This window comes from Chloracidobacterium sp. D (assembly GCF_018304685.1).
GTDB lineage: Bacteria > Acidobacteriota > Blastocatellia > Chloracidobacteriales > Chloracidobacteriaceae > Chloracidobacterium > Chloracidobacterium thermophilum.
In genome coordinates this window covers 761,410-780,050 of the sequence record NZ_CP072634.1, presented here as the reverse complement: position 1 = coordinate 780,050, position 18,641 = coordinate 761,410, and the positions used below count along the sequence as shown (strand labels likewise).

Here is an 18,641-nt window from a genome sequence, read left to right as displayed (position 1 = left end):
GGTTCAGCCTTCATTTCCCTGGCCGAGCCAAGTCCGGTGATTGTCGCTGAAAACCTGCGGAAACGTAAAGACCACGGTGCGCGCGATACCTTGCAGGTCGTGGATGACGCGCTCCACCCGCCAGCCGGCAGCTTCGCCCATGGCACAAACCCGTGCCGCCTGCTCAAACCCAACCTCACAGGCAAACTTCCCGCCGGCCACCAGATAGGGCGGCAGGGCGGCCAGAAGGTGGGCATAGACTTCGGTTCCCTGCTCTCCGCCAACCAGGGCCACGTACGGCTCGTGGTCACGAACTTCCCGCTGGAGCGCTGGCCAGTCCGTTTGCGCCACGTAGGGTGGATTCGACACCACGAGATCAAACGGCGGCGTAGTGGGCACGGCGTCCAGCCAGTGGCTCTCGACCAACCGGACGCGCTCCGCAACGCCATGGCGCCGGGCATTGGCGGCAGCCACAGCCAGTGCCGCCGGCGAAATATCCACGGCCACAACCTGCGCCGTCGGGATTTCCGCCGCCAGGGTCACGGCCAGACAGCCCGAACCGGTCCCCAAATCCAGCAGCCGCCACACCGGCTGCGGACGGGTGCGGATGTGCTCCAGGCTCACCTCCACCAGCAGTTCGGTTTCCGGGCGTGGGATCAGCACATCGCGCGTTACCTGAAAGTCGCGTCCGTAGAAGTTCTGCCAGCCCGTGATGTACTGAAGCGGCTCGCCGTCGGCCCGACGGTGGAAGGCCCGGCGTACCAGCTCGGCGTCTGTGTCGGAAACCGTATGCTCTGGGTGGGCCGCAAGTGTGACGGCATCCACGTTCAGCAACTCCCGCACCAGGCGGCCGGCTGTGCGGTAAGGCTCATCCACCCCACCGGCCGCCAGGAGGCGAGCGCCTTCCTTGACGAGTTCACCAAATGTCGTTGACATAGGCCCTGCACCTGCCCGGTACGTCACCGGTGCGAAATGTGACACCCGCCGGCAGCGGCCACACCCTGCCGCCCCGTGGGTCAACCGACGGAACACTCTATGTTTCTCAATTTTCGTCCCGATGAAACCTTTGCGCGGGAACTCGACCGCGCCGATGAACTCGCCGACTTTCGCACGCACTTTCACTTTCCGGTCAATCCAGCAACGGGCAAGCTGCAGCTTTACTTCTGCGGTCACTCGCTGGGGCTGCAACCGGTGGCTGCGCGGCAGGCCGTCCTGACGGAACTTGACCGGTGGGCGTCGCTGGGCGTCGCCGGGCATTTCACCCCGCCGCACCCGTGGGCCGACTATGACGCCGATCTCCGTCCGCTGGTGGCGGAACTGGTCGGTGCACAGCCTGATGAAGTCGCGCTGGCCAATGGTCTGACGGTCAACCTGCATCTGCTGCTGGCCTCGTTTTACCGCCCGACGCGGGAACGCTTCAAAATCCTGATGGAAGCGCGCGCCTTTCCGTCCGACCGGTATGCCGCGCTCAGCCAGGCGGCTTTTCACGGTTTTGACCCGCGTGAAGCCGTAGTGGAAATGCGTCCCCGTCCGGGCGAAGACCTGTTGCGCACTGAAGACATGCTGGAGCAGTTGGAGCGCGAAGGCGACCAGGTGGCGCTCCTGCTGCTGGGGGCAGTCAACTATGCCACAGGACAGTTTTTCGAGCTGGCGCCACTTGTTGCCCAGGCCCGGGCCAAGGGCTGTGTCGTGTGCATAGATGCCGCGCATGCCATTGGCAACGTTCCCCTGGCGCTGCACGACTGGGACGTGGATTGTGCCGTGTGGTGCCACTACAAATACGTCAACGCCAGCCCCGGCGCCGTCGGGGGCTATTTCGTTCATGCGCGCCATGCCCAACGTTTTGACCTGCCGCGTTTTGTCGGCTGGTGGGGACACCGCGCCGACACCCGCTTCCTGATGCCTGACACCTACGAACTGGCCGCCGGTGCAGCCGGCTGGCAACTCAGCAACCTGCCGATTCTGTCGCTGGCGGCCCTGCGCGCTTCCCTCGACCTGTTTCACCGCGCCCGGATGGCGCGATTGCGGGCGAAAGCGGTCCGGCTGACGGCCTACGCGCTGGCGCTGCTGGATGGGCTTCCCCTTCAGCTCATCACCCCACGCGATCCGGCTGCCCGTGGCGGACAGCTTTCCTGGCGTGTACCGGAAGCACGCCCGCTGGCAGCGTGGTTTCAGGAACAAGGCCTGATTGTGGACGTCCGCGAACCGGACATCCTGCGGATGGCCGTTGCGCCACTGTACACCAGCTTTCATGACGTGTGGCAGCTTGCCCAGGTCTGGCGCAACCGCCTTGCCACAACCTGACCCGTCCTGCCACAGAAGTCCTGCTTGCTGTGAAGACCCTGCACACCGTCCGAGTCTATGCCCTCCGCTGCCCGGTACGCGGCTGGGTGTTCTACGCACCGCCCGAAGCCTTCCCGGCCGAAGACAGCTCTCCGCCGGAAGGCTTGACGCAGCGGCTTGTGCGCCGCGCGTATCGTCTTCGGGAAGAAGCTGCGCACCTGCTGCACACACCACCCAACCGCTTCTGGCGCGGCATCCGGCGTATCTGGCTCTGGCTTGAACAGTGGACGCACCCGGCCGAAGGTCTGCTGCGGGCGTTAGCCCATGCGGATACCGTCGAAATCATCCACGACGGAGAACTGGATGATGACACCGTGCGCGCCCACTGGACGAGCTGGCTGGAGGCACGCCTCGCCGTCCACCAGCGGGGCATCTGGGTCAATACTGCACTTTTGCCTCTCACACTGCTGCTCGGTCTGCTGCCCGGTCCCAACATCTTCATTGCCTGGAACGCCATCCGGCTGTACGTCCACTGGCAGGCCCGCCGTGGGGGACGCCGTGCCCGCGACACAGCCCACACCACCGTGCAATCTGACTCCCGGTTGCACCTGCCTTCCGAAGGCTCACAGATCACCTGCCAGGAACGCATTGCCGAATTGGGACAGCAACTCCATCTGCCGGAACTGCCTGATTTCTATGCCCGCTGGCCGGTCTGTTCGGCACCATCCCGGTAACAGGTTCGGTCCAACCTCCCCGGAAATGGCACTCCCAAGACGTAGCCAGCTTCAGTCCTGCTCCTCTTTTGCAGTCAACAGTGACTTCGTTTATTGTGTGAACCACAGTCAACAACCGTTGACGTGCCCTTTGGTCTGTTTCACACCAGCGTCGGTTGGCCTGTAGCGGCTTTACCCCTCAACCGCCTGCGAGGTTGGCAACTATGCAAACCCTGTACATCGAGAAAACCAAAGCAACACCCCGCATCGCCTTTGACGCCGCCACAGGCATTCTCAATATGGAGGGCGATTCGTATCCAGAAAACGCGATGCACTTCTACCAACCGGTTCTGGACTGGCTGTCGCTCTACCTGATCGAGTCTTTCACGCCCATTACACTCAACTTTCGTCTGGACTATTTCAACACCAGCTCCTCGAAGTGCATCATCACCATTCTGGAAATGGTTGAACATGCCGTCAAAGCCGGGCGGACCGTCACCCTGAACTGGCACTACTATGAAGACGACGACGACATGAGAGAACACGGAGAAGAATTCGCCGAAGACTTCTCGATTCCCTTCAAATTCGTAGCGATCCCGTCCTGATGGCCGCATGGCTGAACCAAAACCCAAAACGGCTGCTGAAGAAGTCTTTGCTGCGGAATTCGCCGTTCTGTCCACGGCCGAGCGAATTGCTACGGAAGGTCTGCCCAACGTGGCAGAGTGGCAACGGGAGTTTTCAGAACTGGTCAGAAAGTACCGTGCTTTGCTCAAACAGGCGGTCAAAATGACCGGCATCGGGGACACCACCCAGAGCCGCCTGCTGCGCATTCAGCACGAACTGGAAGCCAAAAACCGGGAACTGCTTGAAAAAAACCAGGCCCTTATCCGCGCGCAGGAAGCTCTCCTGCATTCGCAGGTGCGCGCCCAGACGATTTTTTCTGCCTACACGGAAGCCCTGCCAGGCACGGTGCTCGACGGGCGCTACCGCCTCGAACGCAAAATCGGCGCCGGTGGTTATGGTGCCGTGTATGAGGCCACACACCTCGCGCTGAACACGACCGTCGCCGTCAAAATCCTCCAGCCCCAGGGCATCAGTGTCACGCCCGAAGAACTCGAACGGTTCAAGCGCGAGGGCATTTCAGCCTGTCGTGTCCAGCACCCCAATGCCGTCAACGTCATTGACTTCGGCATTTCCTCAAACGGCCTTGCCTACCTGGTGATGGAACTCCTGCAGGGCATAACGCTGGGGCAGGAACTCAAACGGCTGGGGCGGCTCTCCCCCCAGCGGTGTCTGGACATCATCCTCCCGGTGGCATCGGTTCTGGCCGAAGCCCACGCCATGCACATCGTTCACCGCGACATCAAACCGGACAACATCTTCCTGCACCGCCCGCCGACGGGCGAGGTCGTCAAACTGCTCGACTTCGGCCTGGCCAAGCTCATGTCCCCCGAAGATGGCGCGCACCCGGAAGCGACCCGTGGCCTCATCGTCGGGACACCCAAGTACATGCCGCCGGAGCGCCTGAGTTTTCTCCCCTACGATGGACGGGCCGACATCTACAGTCTGGGCATTGTCACCTACGAAATCCTGGCCGGGCGACCGCCCTTTACGGCACAAAATGGCAATGTGGCGGCATTGATGACGGCGCACCTGCAGAGTGGACCGCCACCGCTGGCCAGTCTGGCACCCGATGTGCCGCCCATCCTCGAAGCTGTCACCATGCGCATGCTGCACAAAGTCCCTTCGTCACGCCCAACCGCACAGGAAGTCGTGCGGCTTCTCAGGCCCCTCAGCCACCACTGACTACCCACTTCGGAAACCGCCATGGCACTTTTTTCCCGCAGTTTTGACCGTGAAAAAACCCTCCGGCAGGCAGAAAAACATGCCCAGCAGGGCAAGCTCGAAGCCGCCATCAAGGACTATGAGCTGGTGGCGCGGACAGACCCCAGGGATGTCACCATTGCCAACATCCTGGGCGACATCTACCAGCGGGTCAACCGGACACAGGAAGCTGCCGGGCGCTTTGCCATGGTGGCCGAACACTACGTCCGGCAGCAGCAACTGCCCCAGGCCATTGCACTGTACAAGAAGATCATCCGGTTGCAGCCGGACCAGCCGGAATACAGCCTGGCGCTGGGCAACCTGCACCGGAAACAGGGCATGGTGGCGGACGCCAAACAGGACTACCGGAACGCGGCCGAGGCTGCCCGCCGGAATGGCACCCGGGAAACGCTCATCTCGGCGCTACGGGAGTTGGCCAAGCTCGATCCGGGCGATGGGCAGGTCAAGCGCGAACTGGCGGAAGTCCACCTGCGCAGCGGCCAACGCACGGATGCTTTCGAGCAATTCCTGGCGGCCGGAGCTGCCCTGCGGCGGCAGCAGGACTGGGAAGGCTCGCTCGGCGCGTATGACCGCGCCCTCTCCATCCGCCCCGACAGCACCAGCGCGCTGGGGGGCTATGCTGAAACGTGCATTGCCGCCGGACAGGCGCTGCTCGGCTGCGAGCGCATTCGCCAGCAGATCAGCCAGACGCCAAATAACCTCGAACTTGCTGTGGTGCTGGGGCGGGCTTACCTGCAAGGGGGAGAACTCGACGCGGCCGAAGCCACCTTCGACCGCCTGTTTGCCATTGACCAGAGTCGCTTCGAGCACTGCCTGGAAGTGGCTGAAGCCTGCGTCCAACGCGAGGCGTTTGACCGTGCCGTTCACATCGTCCGCAGCCTCCTCAACCTGATTCTCGACCGCGGACAGAAAAAACGTGCAACGGCCATTCTGCGCAGTATTCTTGAACACCATCCCAACCACATTCCGACTATTGAGTGCCTGGCCCAGGTGTATGAGCAGTCCGGCGGGAAGCGGAAGCTGGCCAGCACCCTTGACCTGCTTTCCCAGGCCTATCTCGATGCCGGACGTGAGGCCGATGCCATCCGCGCCCTTGAACAGGCCATCCGGCATCAACCCAGCCGCAAGGCGCGGCAGCGGCTCAAAGCCCTGGCCGGTCACAAGGCGGATGATCCGGCCCCCGCAGCGGCGATGAGTTTCCCGGAAGGTTTTGAGTCTCCCTCGGCTGCCGGCTACTACGACCGCATGACGGCCGGGGCAACCTCACCGGCCGGAACAACGCCGTCGGTGGAACGCACCGAGACGACATCGGGCGAATACAGCATCGCCCTGCTCGACAGTCTCCTGGTGCAGAACCCGGAACTGATGCAGGCGCGGCTGACACTGGTTGAACGGATGGTGGCCGCCCAGCCGGATGTTCTGGAAACGCGCCTCCAGCTCAAGGACCTGTATGCCGAGGCCAGACGAAAAACTGATGCCGCACGCGAAGCCATGGTGCTGGCGCAGATGTATCAGGCGCGGGGTGATGCGGACAAAGCTGCCGAACTGCAGGCGGAAGCAATCTCGCTCGATCCCAATGCCGCCCTTCTGCCGGCCACACCACAGCCGCTTCCGGTGGCAGCCCCTCTGCCACCGGCGATACCGCTGTCGTTTGAAGTGCCAGGCGGGCTGGCGAATCTCCTGACAGGCAGCCGGGCCGCCGAGCCGTCGGGTGCCGGACGGCTGAGCGATCTCCTGACACTGGCGCAATTTCAGAAACTGCACGGACGCGAGTGGAACCGCGCGGCACGCCAGGGTTATCCGCTCACGCTGTGTCTGGCACAGCTCGACTTCTTTGCGTCCTATCCGGCCGCTTTTCGCCAGCCATGTCTGGAAGTCGTCGCCGGGCTTTTCGATGCCCAACTCGCACCAGTAGGCGGCATGGCGGCCTATGACCCTGGTGAAGGCTTTTTGGTACTTATCCCCGATGCGGATGCTGAGCAGGGACGGGAGCGGGCCGAACATCTGTGTGCAGCCATCCAGCAAAAAGGGATTCCGCACGCTTCCTCGCCCCACCGGGTTCTAACGCTGAGTGTGGCGGTCACAAGCGACCTGCCGCTCTTTGAGGGCATGCCGTTTGATAAATTCGTGTCCGTTCTGCGTGACGCCCTGGCCCAGGTGACCACCCGTGGTGGGAATCTCGTCACGGTGGTTCCGGCGGCGTACCGTCGTCCATAGGAGACGGCCAGTGTGGTACGGGGCGACAAGCCGGACACCCAAAATCCAACGGACACGATTGAAATGCCAGTCTGGCTCACACTAATATGGAGGCGCTGCAACCCTGAAAAGCCTCTTCAACTCATCTCCCGGCGGGGCGTAGCACATGCGGACGACCGGTAAAACCAAAACGTCTTCCATTCGGGAACACACCCTGGAATCGCCCGACATTTTACGGACGGCGCGGGCGGAACTGATGCGCGATGGCGTCTATCGCTTTCGTGTCAATGGCAGCACCATGCGCCCCACCATCTCTGATGGTGACTGGCTGACCGTTGAGCAGGTGCCAACCACTCAGCTCGGTGTCGGAGACATTGTTCTGCTTTGCACAAGCAGCCAAACAGCCGTCGTGCATCGCATTCTGCGTTTCGAGCAACGCCATGCCACGACCTATGTTGTAACCCGTGGAGATGCGGCTGAGGGTCTCGATGTCTCCGTTCCGGTTTCCAACGTCGTTGGGCGCGTCCTGCGCATCGAAAGTAATGGCGTCCGGCATGATCTGACCACGTTCTGGCGTCGTCTGCGGACACGCCTCGCCGGGTGGCTCCACCGCTGGCGCTTCCGCAAGGTCAAATCGGCCTGAAGCACTTCTTTGCTCTTCGTCAGGCAACCTTCTGTTCGCCCCTGACCAAGGCTTGCTGGAGATTCCCCATGGAAAAACCCCTTTCTCCTGCTCCCCGCAAAGTGACCATTGTCGGCGTGCCCATGGACTTGGGCGCCGACCGGCGCGGCGTGGATATGGGGCCGTCCGTCGTACGCATTGCCGGCCTCAGCGCCAAACTCGCCGAACTGGGCTACGACGTGGAAGACGTTGGCAACATCCCGGTCGCACTGGCCGAAATGCGCCGTGCCACACCTGCCGACGCCAAACACAAGTATCTTGCCGAAGTGGCCAAATCGAATGCCCTTCTTGCCGATTGTGTCGAAGGGATTCTGGAACGCGGCGCGGTGCCCATTGTCCTTGGCGGCGACCATTCGATTGCCATTGGAAGTGTGGCCGGGGTGGCCGGTTACTACCGCCGCCGGGGCCAACGCATCGGCATCATCTGGATTGACGCCCATGCCGACATCAACACGCCGGAGTCATCCCCTTCCGGCAACATCCACGGCATGCCGCTGGCCGTTCTGCTGGGCTACGGCCCCGAAGTTTTGACGCACATTGGCGGTTTTGCTCCGAAAATACACCCTGAAGACTGCGTCATTATCGGTGTGCGTCAGATTGATGAAGGTGAGCGTCAACTCGCGCGTCAATTGGGCCTGCGCATCTACACAATGCGCGATCTCGATGAACGTGGCATGAGCGCCATCATGGATGAAGCCATCGCCTGGGTTACACGCCACACGGTTGGTTTTCACGCGACATTCGACATGGACTTCGTTGACCCTTATTATGCGCCTGGCGTCGGCACGCCCGTTCCCGGCGGGGGCACCTATCGTGAAAGTCACCTGGCAATGGAGAAAATTCACGATTCAGGCAAAATGCTCTCGGTCGAAATGGTCGAAATCAATGCCGTTCTCGATGCGCATAATCGGACCGGCGAACTGGGCGCGGAACTCCTGCTCTCTGCGCTCGGCAAAAAAATCCTGTAAGTCTGCTCAGGGCGCTGGGCGAGTCGGTTTCAGGACGTAGCCAACCAGGGTACGGCCGGCTCGGCCTTGCGTCGCTTGGAGGAACCGGCCATGGCACTCGAAACGTCTGAAAAAATCTGGCACAACGGCAAACTGCTCCCGTGGGAGGACGCGCGCATTCATGTCATGTCGCACGTCATTCATTACGGCTCCTCGGTATTCGAGGGCATCCGCTGCTATCAAACCCCACGTGGTCCACGGCTCGTCCGCCTGCGTGAGCATGTGCGCCGTCTGTTCGACTCCTGCCACATCTATCGCATGACGATTCCCTTTACGATGGAGCAAATCTTCACGGCCTGTATCGAAACCGTACGGGTCAACAAGCTCCAGCACTGCTACGTACGCCCCATCGTGTTTCGCGGCTATGGGGCATTTGGCGTCAACCCGTTCCCGGCGCCGGTGGAAACCTACATCATCTGTTTTCCCTGGGGACGCTACCTCGGCAGCGACGCACTTGAAGCCGGGGTGGATGTATGTACTTCTTCCTGGGCGCGCATGTCCCCCAATACACTTCCCACCACGGCCAAAGCCGGTGCCAACTACATGAACTCCCAACTCATCAAGATGGAAGCCATTGTCAACGGCTATGCCGAAGGGATTGCCCTTGACGCTGCCGGCTATGTCAGTGAAGGGAGCGGGGAAAACGTCTTCATGGTGCGGGATGGGACCGTCATTACCCCTCCGATTGGACGCGCTGTGCTGCCTGGCATCACCCGCGATGCCATAATGCGTCTTTGTGAAGACCTGGGCATTCCAGTCGTGGAGCGCAGCATTCTCCGCGAAGAACTCTACATTGCCGACGAGGTGTTTCTCACCGGCACAGCCTGTGAAATCACTCCGGTGCGCACGCTCGACAAGATCAAAATCGGCGAAGGCAAGCGCGGCCCCATCACCAAACAACTCCAGGATGCCTACTTCGGCATCATCCACGGGGAGCGTGAAGACCGCCATGAGTGGCTCACCGCTGTCTGAACCGGCTGCGCTTTCCTGCAAGGCCTCTGTCCCTGCCCTCGAACAGCTCCGCCAGGACATCACTACCTGCCGGAGCTGTTCCCGTTTGGTGGCCTGGCGGGAACAGGTGGCACGACACAAAGTCCGCCGCTTTGAGACGGAAACCTACTGGGGCAGGCCCATCCCTGGCTTTGGCGATCCACAGGCCCGGTTGCTCATTGTCGGGCTGGCGCCGGCGGCGCACGGCGGCAACCGTACTGGGCGCCTCTTCACCGGCGACCGGAGTGGCGACTGGCTGTTTCGGGCCCTCCACCGCGCCGGTTTTGCCAATCAGCCGACGTCAACCCACCGCGAAGATGGGCTGCAACTCATCAACGCTTACATCTGCGCGGCTGTCCGCTGCGCGCCTCCGGGCAACCGGCCGCTTCCCGAAGAAGCTGAGACCTGTCTGCCGTTTCTCGTCCGCGAAATGGAATTGCTCCCTGAAGTGCGCGTCATTGTCGCCCTTGGGCAGTTTGCCTTTGAACAGACCCTGAAGGCGCTGCGTCAGCAGGGAAAAGTGCTTCCCAGGCCAAAACCGCGTTTTGCACATGGCGCGCGTTATGACCTCGCACCTGGACTCACACTGCTTGGTTCTTACCACCCAAGCCAACAGAACACGCTGACGGGTCGGCTCACCGAACCTATGCTGGATGCCATCTTCACAACCGTACGCCAGATACTACTCCCTGACGCAGGCGCTACTCCGGCGGGTCGATGTCAAACAGTTCTGCGCCAAACAACCGTTGCAGGTTTTTGACCGCCGGGTGACGTTCAACCTCAGCCCGCAACAGCTTTTCCCGGCGGTCCGGTTCTGGCTCTGAGGCAGCAGGCGGCTGACGGCCTTCCAGGCGGGTGACAAGGCTCACCTGTCTGCCGGTCAGCGCCTGCAGGACTTCCTGCAGGAAAGCCCGTGCTTCCCGGACAGATGCCTCCTGCGATCTGGCTTCAGGGCCGAAGGTCAATTCGAATCGCTTGCCGTCCCACCGCGCGGACTGAACTTTTTCAAGTTGTGTGGCTAAAAAGGGTTTTTCCTGTTCAGCCCGCTGCCTGATTCTGGCCAGAACTTCGGTCGCGTTGGTCGGGTCGAAGCTGTCATCCGCCGGTGGGGCTGCCGCCAGCAGGGTGACATCCGGTGGCGGTTCCGGGGGTGGCTCTGGCGGTGGCGCAAGGCGCAGCGGCGGACGGTCAGGCGACCCGGATTCCGCGCGCGTGGGGCGTTCCGGGCGTGTTGCCGATGGCGGCGGCGTTGGTTTGACCGGTGTGGCCGGCCGCTTTCCGGCAGTGGGGCCACCCGGTGAAGATACGGGAAGTGGACGTGGGCCTTCGGCCAGAAGCGCATCGAGCCGCGCCAGAATGTCCTCCAGCGGCTTGAGGTGTCCAAGCTGGGTCAGTTTGACGAGACCGACTTCCACGAGTGGGCGCGGGTCTTCTGCCGCCCGAACCTGCATTTCCAGGTCAGCCACCAGCGAAAACAGCCGGATCAGTTCGGCAACCGTGAAGTACCGGCTCTGCTTTTTGATAATAGCCACTTCACTGTCGGCGACCGGCAGCAACTCCCGGTCAGCGCCGACCAACTGTGCCACCAGCAGGTGGCGCAGATAGGTCATCAACTCCCGCAGGAACTGCCGCAGGTCATGGCCCGTCCGAACCAGCCGCTCCACTTCCATCAAAACAGCAGCGGCATCCGACCTGTGCAGGGCTTCCACGACTTCTGACAGCCAACCGATGCCGATGAGACCAAGGGCGTCGCGCACGGCGGCTTCATCAATCTCGGTGGACGTGCCGGCAAAGGCCAATACCTGCTCAAGGGCCGACTGCGCATCGCGCAGGCTGCCACGCCCGGCCTGGGCAATCTGTACCAGCGCCGCGCGTGAAATCGGCACCTGCTCCGCCTCGGCAATCTGCCGGAGCCGGTCGGCAATGACGTCAACGCCAACCGTCCGAAACTCATAGACCTGACAGCGGGAGAGAATGGTCTCCGGCAGCTTGTGCAGTTCTGTCGTCGCCATGATGAAGACCACGTGCGGCGGCGGCTCTTCCAGAGTCTTCAGCAGGGCGTTGAAGGAACTCGTCGAAAGCATGTGGACTTCATCAATGATGAAGACCTTGTAGCGGTCGCGCGCCGGACGGTTTCCGACCGTGGCAATGATGACCTCGCGGATGTTGTCCACGCCGGTATGGGAAGCGGCGTCAATTTCGAGAACATCGAGCGAGTTGCCGGTCAGGGTTTCCTGGCAGGACGGACACACGCCGCAGGGGGTGGGCGTCGGGCCTTCGGCGCAGTTGAGCGCCCGGGCAAAGAGTCGGGCGCAGGTGGTTTTGCCGACGCCGCGCGGCCCGGCAAACAGATAGGCGTGGTGGAGCCGTCCCGTCCGCAGGGCATTGCTGAGGGCGCGCGTAATGGCCGCCTGCCCCACGACATCTTCAAACTGCTGAGGTCGCCACTTGCGGGCGATGACCTGATAAGCCATAAGCAAAAAGCCTGACCGGCAAAGCCACGCTCCCCCAGGACCCAAGCTACATCCCCCAGGCTGGCGTGCGTGATGCCGGTTGGCATGAGTCCCGAACTGCCGAAATCATGCCATGCCCAAAACACTGACCGTTGCCACGTGGAACGTCAACTCCATTCGCGTCCGCCTGCCCCACGTGCTGGACTGGCTCGAACGCCACGAACCGGACATACTGTGTCTGCAGGAAACCAAAGTCCCTGACGCTGATTTTCCATTTGAGGCTTTTGAGCAACTTGGCTACGTAGCCAGCGTGTACGGACAGAAAGGTTACAACGGCGTGGCTATTCTCTCCTTTGAGCCACAGCAGCAGGTTCGCTATGGCTTACCCGACGATGCGCCCGATGACCAGCGGCGGTTTCTGCTCGCCACGATCTGCGGTGTCACTGTGGCCTCGGTGTACGTACCCAACGGCGAAGCGGTCACCTCGCCGAAGTTTGCCTACAAGCTGTCCTTTCTGGAGCGGCTCACGCACTTTCTGACAAGCCATCTGACGCCGGAGATACCGTTTCTGCTCTGTGGTGATTACAACATCGCGCCGGCCGACATTGATCTCTACGACCCGGAAAGCAACCGCGAGACAGTGATGTTCCATTCGCGGGAGCATGCCTTTCTGGCGCGCTGGCGGCAGTGGGGACTGCGCGACAGCGTCCGCGAGCAGCATCCCGACGAGCCGGGGCTGTATAGCTGGTGGGACTACCGTACGGGTGGGTTTGCGCGCAACCGGGGCTGGCGCATTGACCACATCTGGGCAACGCCGGTTCTGGCGGATGCCTGTCTGTCAGCCAGCATTGACCGCGCCGAGCGCGGCCGGGAACGTCCCTCTGACCACGCACCGGTCGTGGCCACCTTTCGCCTTCCGTCAAAAACCAGCGGCTGAACCGACCACCCGAACATCAAAACCGCTCACCACAGGCACTGTGGTGGGCGGTCAGACATCGTGCGGTTCAGGTGAGGTTACTCAAGGGCTTTCTTTTGGGCCGGGCCGAGTGTCCGTTCCGTACCAAAGGATTCCGACAGCGCCGTGGGTTCATCGGGGATGAGGCCTATCTGGCGCTTGTAGGCGATGAGGGCATCCTGGGCCTGAACGTTATAGACTTCACGTTCGAGCTGTGCCATCTGGCTGTCCACACCCGACATGGACAGCTCCATCCTGGCTTCGGCGGCTGCGGCGCGGCGGTTGATTTTCTCGCGCATTTCATCAAACGAACCAGCCGCGTCCCCCACCTGGAAGGACGCCATCGTGGCAGCAAGCTGCTCCTGCATCCGTGCGCGCTTGCTCTCGCTGATGAGTTGCATCGCCTCATCCTGCTTGCGCTTCATCTTGAGCAGGTAGTCATCGCGGAAGCGGATGGCCTGCTGCGAAGCTTTCTTGGCCACCACGAGCTGTTCCTTGGCGCGGGCCAGCGAGTTTTGCTTTTCCTGCATGGAGGCAATGTAAGTGGTGGCAATGTCGTCGCGCCCCATCTTGATCGCAGCCTTAATCTTGCTGTCGAGTTCGGTGATTTCGCGCTCCAGCGTGGCGACCTCCCGTTCGAGCAGCTTTTCATTGGACATCACCTGCGCGACACTTTCGTTCAGCTTCGGAACCTGGTCGCGCATGTCACGGATGACCTGCTGGAGAATGAGTTCGGGGTCTTCAGCAGCGTCAATTATCCCCCCAAAAATCGAACGGAACAGGCGCTTCAACCTTTCCCACATGTGCCGGGTGCCTCCGCCAGTAAAATGTCCTGAGCCAAGCCTGAACAACTCCACGCCATTTGCCTTTGATTTGGCAGACCTGCTCAAGCTGTGCCGCAGTCTAGCAGCCTTGGGTACAAGTTCCAAGCACGTTGCTCCCTACCTTCACAGGCAGCACAGCGGCGGGACGTGGGAAATTTTCAGACTTTTATGACCATCTTGTGTCAAACATCCCATGACCGGCATCCAACACGACCAAATCACACGACCAAAATCAAAGGAGAAACATCACGTGGGTCAAAGGTGTGAAATATCAGCCAGCGTCCGGCGAGGCGCACGGGTGCGAACGCGGACGGCGACGTACTGGTTGGTGCTGGGTTGCCTCCTGGTCAGCCTGTGTCCGGGTGGATTCATGTTTCCACGGACGACAGCCACAGCTTCCGTGGTCACCTCCGCCAGTGGCTATGACCTGAGCGGTGTCCGCAGCCAACTCCAGGCGGCCGTCGCGGCCAATCAGCCGCCGGGGCTGTCCCTGAGCCTTCGCCACCGTAATCGCCTGATCTTCCGGGAAGCCTACGGACGCCTCGCCTTCGGCGTCCCCTTCACCACCGAATCACGGGTCTTTCTGGCTTCCTCAACCAAACTGATTTCCATGGCGGCCGTGATGGTCTGCGTGGGTCGGGGCTTGATCCGGCTCGATGACCCGGTTGGCGCATACCTGCCCGCTTTCCGCGACATGCCCGTTGCCGGCTCAACCCAGCGGGCAAATCCCACCATTCGGCAGTGTATGGCGCACACTTCGGGGATGCGCGGCGCTTCCGCTGCCCTCGACAACCCAACCATCACGCTGGAACAGGCCGTAGCCATCATTGCGCAGGAAAACACACCGCTGCGCGCCCAACCGGGTACAGAGTTTTTCTACGGCGGCGTCTCGATGCATGTGGTCGGGCGCGTGGTCGAGGTGGTGACCGGCACACCGTTTGACACCTTCGTGCGGCAGAACATCCTTACACCGTGCCGCATGACGCGCACAGCCTTTACGGAATCGGGAGACTTCACGGCCAATCCGCGCGTGGCCGGCGGCATGTGGTCAACTCTTGATGACTACATGAACTTTCTCACCATGCTCTATGCCAACGGCATCTTCGAGGGGCAGCGCGTCCTGTCGGCCGCAGCCTGTCTGGAAATGCGCCGCGATCAGACGCAGGGCGCGCGCATTGTTTCCTCGCCCTACCAGGGCTACGGACAGCCAGACACCCGCTATGGCTTCGGATGGTGGCTCAATACGCTCGACAGCAATGGCGTTGGCATCAACGTCAGCGACGGCGGCGCGCTTGGCACGCTGCCGTGGATTGACTACCGCACCGGGGCGTTGGGCGTCTTCTTTGCCCAAACACCGCTCAGTCAGGTCTTTCAGCTCACAGAACAGGTCCGGGCCAGCGTCAACAACGCCGTGCAACAGGCCACGCCGCCCCGCCCCAATCCCCGAACGATTGGGGTGTACCGCCCTGGCAACGGCAACGTGTACCTCAAGTTCGACAATACTTCGGGCTTTGCGGACATGAACTTCTTTTACGGACAGACCGGCGACATCCCTGTAGTTGGCGACTGGGATGGCGACGGCGTGCAATCCATCGGGATTTTCCGGCAGGGACGGTTCTTTCTCAAAAACACCAACGGCCCCGGTGTCGCCGACGTGGTGTTCGACTTTGGCGCACCGGGAGACCGACCCGTGGCCGGCGACTGGAACGGCGATGGACGCGACACGATTGGGGTGTACCGGAACGGCGTCTTCCTGCTGCGCGACACCAACGACGCCGGCCCTGCCGACTACATCATCAACTACGGCAACCCGAACGACCTGCCTGTGGTTGGTGACTGGAACGGCGATCTGTTCACAACCGTTGGCTGCTTCCGGCCGTCGGACGGCTTTGCCTACCTGCGCAACACCAACACCAGCGGCTTTGCCGACGTGGCCTTCTTCTACGGTCTGGCCGGCGACCTGCCCGTTGCCGGCGACTGGACGGGGCAGGGCTTTGACACCTTCGGCGTCTATCGCTAGGGAACGTTTTTCCTGCGCAACTCAAACACGCCCGGTTTCGCCGATTTCACGGTTCAGCTCGGCCTTCCCGGCGACCTGCCTCTGGCCGGACGCTGGCGCTGATGGGGAAGCTCTGCCGTGCGGCTGGCGGGCAAACTCAACATGTTGGCAAAGATGCGATAGGCCCCTGCCACTCCGGCCGGTAACTGCCGGAACCATGCATAGCCGGTGTAGATGTAGTGTCCGCGCCCCAGCCGCGTGATGACCAGCCCGCCGGCGTTGGGCGCTTCTCCGGCATCGTGGCTTTCCAGCAGCGCCGTGTAGCGGTCATCCCAGGTGGCCCAGTCGTACAGTGACCGCTCCTGCACCCAGCCCTCCCAGTCCTGCGCCGTGATCCGGTTGGGAACGTTGAATACTGGATGGTCCGGCTGCAACACCGTGACCGGAGCGGTTTCGTCCGTGGTGCGCCGCCCCATGGTTGCCGGAAAGGGCGGAAGCCCCCGCGCCACGTAGTCCGGGCGCTGGTACTGCACGATGAGCGTCCCGCCCTGCCGGACGTACTCCAGCAAACGGGCGTGCTCGGCGGCAAAGTCCGGGCGGGTTTGTGACGCGCGAATTCCCACCACGATGACATCAAAAGCCTGCAAGTCGCCCGTGGCCAGCGTGTCCTCATCCAGAAGCGTCACCGGCAATCCCATCCGCCGGATGGCCTGCGGCACCAGGTCCCCGCTGCCCATGACGTACCCCACCTTGACTGGGGCAACCCGGATGTCGCTGACCAGAACGGTCAACTGGGCGGGCGGATAGAGACGGCGGGTTGGAATGTGCGGATAGGCGATGACCTGCATGGTGCGGTCATACCGCCGGCCGTTGCTCATTGCAGCGGCCGGTATGGTGTAACGCCCGGCCCGTGTCATCGGCGGAACAGCCACCTCGAAGACGAACGGTTGCTTTCCCTTTGGCGGCAGCGTGAAGGCAACTTCGGAAGGTGTGACGCGCCAGCCACGGGGAACATCGAGTTTGACGCTGCCGCTGCGTTCCGTCTGGGCATGGTTGGTGACGGTTGCCACGATACGCTGCGGCGCTGCTTCTTGTTCGTCCTCCCGTTCGTCAGTCTTCGGAACAACCAGCAGGGTATCGCTCAGGCTGACCGAAAGCGGCGGTACAAGTTCCACCTCCCGTTGCACTTCACCGCGCACCGGATCAGCGTAGCGATACCTGAGCGGGACACCAAACTGACAGGGCCGCCCAAAGATGCGCCCATACCCGAAAATGTCCAACACCGACCGGCCCGGGCGTACCGGCCAGTCAGGGTGGGGCGTTATCTTCAAGCGGACTGACGCCGGGTAGCCCTCTGGAAAACGTTTCTCCCCCAAGGTCTTCGTCTCCACATGGAGAGACATGATGAAGTTGCCCATCTCGAAACGGGGCGCGTCCATCTGCCAGGGGGTGAACACGATATTGAGTGTGTCGCCTTCGGTCACAGTTTCAACATCAGCCCAGGCCGCCGGTTGAAACCCGGCGGCCAGTAGAAAGGCCCGCCCCAACTGCTCCCACTTGACATCAAGCGCCGATGACGGCGGCGGGGGCGCTTTACCCGGCCCATATCTTTCGCCAACGCCGACCGGCTCCATACTTTCCGGTGGCGCGCCGTCAAGCAACCGCCGACACCGCATCAGCTTTGCGTAGGCTTCGGTCAGAACCTGATAGGCTTCCGTCGGCGTGACACAGCCTGCCGCCAGACGATCCACCATCGTCTGGATGTCAGCGAGCAACTGCCGGGCTTCCTCCGGGGCCGACGCCTCCACCAGGCTGCACAGGCTGGTGTCCAGACCATCAAACAGGCTCTTTTCGTTGGCTGGGTCCGTTGGCACGCGGCTTTCGACGAGCTTCACCTGGGAAAACTGCTCGCCTTCCGGCTCCAGCGCCCCCATTTCCTGTGACTTGTGCTGGCTGCGCCCATGCATGGCCACCTGAAAGTAGGTTCGTCCGAGTACCGGGTCATAGATACCGGTGGGAATTTTGAGCGGCGGATGGGGATTGTCCGGCGGCGCAACGTCGGCACTGACATAGAGTTTTTGCACCTGCCAGGCCGGGCCGAGTTCGGGATGCCAGTCGGGATCGCCGGCTTTGGCAAAGGCCAGCCGCGTGAGATAGCCGCAGTACTGGTGATGGCCGTGGCCGTCACGGGGCGTCCCGCCCCAGCGCGAGACAATGACCAGCGGCTTGAACCGGCGGATGACTTTGACCACGTCCTGCAAAATGGCATCGGGGCCGTGCATGGCATTCCACTTCGCCTCGGTTTCCTCGCGGGTCTTGCTGAAGCCGAAGTCAAAGGCGCGGGTAAAAAACTGTTCGCCGCCATCGAGGGCGCGCGCCTGGAGCAGTTCTTCGGTACGTATCACACCGAGCGCCTCGCCCTGCTCCGGTCCCAGGATGTTCTGCCCGCCTTCGCCACGGGTCAGCGAAAGGTAGCCCACCCGCGCGCCATCCCCCCGCGCGAGACGGGCGATGAGCGCTGAATCCTCGTCATCGGGATGCGCGCCAATGTGCAGGACGCTGGCGGTTGTCGGAAGCCGCCGGAGCTGAAGCTGAAGCCCAACCAGACCTGGCGCATCATAGCCGCGCACCTGGGCGTGTGCCGCCGGAAACAGAGGACACACCCCGCCTGCCACCAACCAGAGAAGCCATATCACCGTCAAAGGGAGACGCATC

At 62.0% G+C, this 18,641-nt stretch carries 15 protein-coding genes; 11 read left to right on the top strand and 4 right to left on the bottom strand.

Annotation, left to right across the window (positions count from 1 at the left end; all coding sequences use genetic code 11):
• Nucleotides 1-3: 3 nt before the first annotated feature.
• Nucleotides 4-915: a peptide chain release factor N(5)-glutamine methyltransferase gene (prmC, locus tag J8C01_RS03320; RefSeq protein ID WP_211432371.1), complete on the bottom strand. Its 912-nt coding sequence runs from the start codon at nucleotides 913-915 to the stop codon at nucleotides 4-6.
• A gap of 99 nt (nucleotides 916-1,014) precedes the next feature.
• Between prmC and kynU the strand changes: the two genes are divergently transcribed.
• The 9 genes from kynU (at nucleotide 1,015) to J8C01_RS03275 (ending at nucleotide 10,455) form a co-directional block, all read left to right on the top strand.
• Nucleotides 1,015-2,283 (top strand): kynureninase, encoded by a 1,269-nt coding sequence (gene kynU / locus J8C01_RS03315; protein ID WP_211432370.1) that lies wholly within the window; start codon nucleotides 1,015-1,017, stop codon nucleotides 2,281-2,283.
• 29 nt (nucleotides 2,284-2,312) lie between these two features.
• Nucleotides 2,313-2,996: a hypothetical protein gene (locus tag J8C01_RS03310; protein WP_211432369.1), complete on the top strand. Its 684-nt coding sequence runs from the start codon at nucleotides 2,313-2,315 to the stop codon at nucleotides 2,994-2,996.
• A gap of 203 nt (nucleotides 2,997-3,199) precedes the next feature.
• Complete coding sequence (locus J8C01_RS03305) at nucleotides 3,200-3,580, top strand: DUF1987 domain-containing protein (protein WP_014099169.1); 381 nt, start codon at nucleotides 3,200-3,202, stop codon at nucleotides 3,578-3,580.
• A 7-nt stretch (nucleotides 3,581-3,587) separates the two neighbouring features.
• The gene (locus J8C01_RS03300; RefSeq protein WP_211432368.1) at nucleotides 3,588-4,781 is read left to right on the top strand and encodes a serine/threonine-protein kinase; all 1,194 of its coding nucleotides are present in this window, start codon (nucleotides 3,588-3,590) and stop codon (nucleotides 4,779-4,781) included.
• A gap of 21 nt (nucleotides 4,782-4,802) precedes the next feature.
• A complete protein-coding gene (locus tag J8C01_RS03295; protein ID WP_211432367.1) occupies nucleotides 4,803-7,037 on the top strand; it encodes a tetratricopeptide repeat protein in 2,235 nt (744 codons plus the stop codon).
• A 145-nt stretch (nucleotides 7,038-7,182) separates the two neighbouring features.
• Nucleotides 7,183-7,659 (top strand): S24/S26 family peptidase, encoded by a 477-nt coding sequence (locus J8C01_RS03290; RefSeq protein WP_014099165.1) that lies wholly within the window; start codon nucleotides 7,183-7,185, stop codon nucleotides 7,657-7,659.
• A 68-nt stretch (nucleotides 7,660-7,727) separates the two neighbouring features.
• On the top strand, nucleotides 7,728-8,666 hold the full coding sequence (rocF, locus tag J8C01_RS03285; RefSeq protein ID WP_014099164.1) for an arginase: 939 nt from the start codon (nucleotides 7,728-7,730) through the stop codon (nucleotides 8,664-8,666).
• A 90-nt stretch (nucleotides 8,667-8,756) separates the two neighbouring features.
• Complete coding sequence (locus J8C01_RS03280; protein ID WP_041569058.1) at nucleotides 8,757-9,677, top strand: branched-chain amino acid transaminase; 921 nt, start codon at nucleotides 8,757-8,759, stop codon at nucleotides 9,675-9,677.
• Nucleotides 9,655-10,455 (top strand): uracil-DNA glycosylase, encoded by an 801-nt coding sequence (locus J8C01_RS03275; RefSeq protein ID WP_211432366.1) that lies wholly within the window; start codon nucleotides 9,655-9,657, stop codon nucleotides 10,453-10,455. The genes J8C01_RS03280 and J8C01_RS03275 overlap by 23 nt, the downstream gene beginning before the upstream one ends.
• Here J8C01_RS03275 and dnaX read toward each other — a convergent pair.
• Nucleotides 10,397-12,169, bottom strand: coding sequence for a DNA polymerase III subunit gamma/tau (gene dnaX, locus J8C01_RS03270; protein WP_211432365.1), 1,773 nt, complete (start codon nucleotides 12,167-12,169; stop codon nucleotides 10,397-10,399). The two genes, J8C01_RS03275 and dnaX, sit on opposite strands and share 59 nt — an antisense overlap.
• Before the next feature lie 112 nt (nucleotides 12,170-12,281).
• Here dnaX and xth point away from each other — a divergent pair, with 112 nt between their 5' ends.
• Nucleotides 12,282-13,085, top strand: a complete 804-nt coding sequence (gene xth / locus J8C01_RS03265) for an exodeoxyribonuclease III (protein ID WP_014099160.1) — start codon at nucleotides 12,282-12,284, stop codon at nucleotides 13,083-13,085.
• A 77-nt stretch (nucleotides 13,086-13,162) separates the two neighbouring features.
• Here the strand turns inward: xth and J8C01_RS03260 are convergent, their stop codons facing one another.
• Complete coding sequence (locus J8C01_RS03260) at nucleotides 13,163-13,906, bottom strand: PspA/IM30 family protein (RefSeq protein ID WP_211432364.1); 744 nt, start codon at nucleotides 13,904-13,906, stop codon at nucleotides 13,163-13,165.
• A gap of 319 nt (nucleotides 13,907-14,225) precedes the next feature.
• Between J8C01_RS03260 and J8C01_RS03255 the strand changes: the two genes are divergently transcribed.
• Nucleotides 14,226-15,947: a serine hydrolase domain-containing protein gene (locus J8C01_RS03255; protein WP_211432363.1), complete on the top strand. Its 1,722-nt coding sequence runs from the start codon at nucleotides 14,226-14,228 to the stop codon at nucleotides 15,945-15,947.
• A 53-nt stretch (nucleotides 15,948-16,000) separates the two neighbouring features.
• Here the strand turns inward: J8C01_RS03255 and J8C01_RS03250 are convergent, their stop codons facing one another.
• Complete coding sequence (locus J8C01_RS03250; protein WP_211432362.1) at nucleotides 16,001-18,640, bottom strand: PIG-L family deacetylase; 2,640 nt, start codon at nucleotides 18,638-18,640, stop codon at nucleotides 16,001-16,003.
• Nucleotide 18,641 lies beyond the last annotated feature (1 nt).

Excerpts from the sequence above, each read along its gene's own strand:
- J8C01_RS03305 (WP_014099169.1), top strand. The coding sequence starts at position 3,200 with ATGCAAACCCTGTACATCGAGAAAACCAAAGCAACACCCCGCATCGCC.
- J8C01_RS03275 (WP_211432366.1), top strand. The coding sequence starts at position 9,655 with ATGAGTGGCTCACCGCTGTCTGAACCGGCTGCGCTTTCCTGCAAGGCC.
- dnaX (WP_211432365.1), bottom strand. The coding sequence starts at position 12,169 with ATGGCTTATCAGGTCATCGCCCGCAAGTGGCGACCTCAGCAGTTTGAA.
- rocF (WP_014099164.1), top strand. The coding sequence starts at position 7,728 with ATGGAAAAACCCCTTTCTCCTGCTCCCCGCAAAGTGACCATTGTCGGC.
- J8C01_RS03250 (WP_211432362.1), bottom strand. The coding sequence starts at position 18,640 with ATGCGTCTCCCTTTGACGGTGATATGGCTTCTCTGGTTGGTGGCAGGC.
- prmC (WP_211432371.1), bottom strand. The coding sequence starts at position 915 with ATGTCAACGACATTTGGTGAACTCGTCAAGGAAGGCGCTCGCCTCCTG.
- J8C01_RS03295 (WP_211432367.1), top strand. The coding sequence starts at position 4,803 with ATGGCACTTTTTTCCCGCAGTTTTGACCGTGAAAAAACCCTCCGGCAG.
- J8C01_RS03280 (WP_041569058.1), top strand. The coding sequence starts at position 8,757 with ATGGCACTCGAAACGTCTGAAAAAATCTGGCACAACGGCAAACTGCTC.
- J8C01_RS03260 (WP_211432364.1), bottom strand. The coding sequence starts at position 13,906 with ATGTGGGAAAGGTTGAAGCGCCTGTTCCGTTCGATTTTTGGGGGGATA.
- J8C01_RS03290 (WP_014099165.1), top strand. The coding sequence starts at position 7,183 with ATGCGGACGACCGGTAAAACCAAAACGTCTTCCATTCGGGAACACACC.
- kynU (WP_211432370.1), top strand. The coding sequence starts at position 1,015 with ATGTTTCTCAATTTTCGTCCCGATGAAACCTTTGCGCGGGAACTCGAC.
- xth (WP_014099160.1), top strand. The coding sequence starts at position 12,282 with ATGCCCAAAACACTGACCGTTGCCACGTGGAACGTCAACTCCATTCGC.
- J8C01_RS03300 (WP_211432368.1), top strand. The coding sequence starts at position 3,588 with ATGGCTGAACCAAAACCCAAAACGGCTGCTGAAGAAGTCTTTGCTGCG.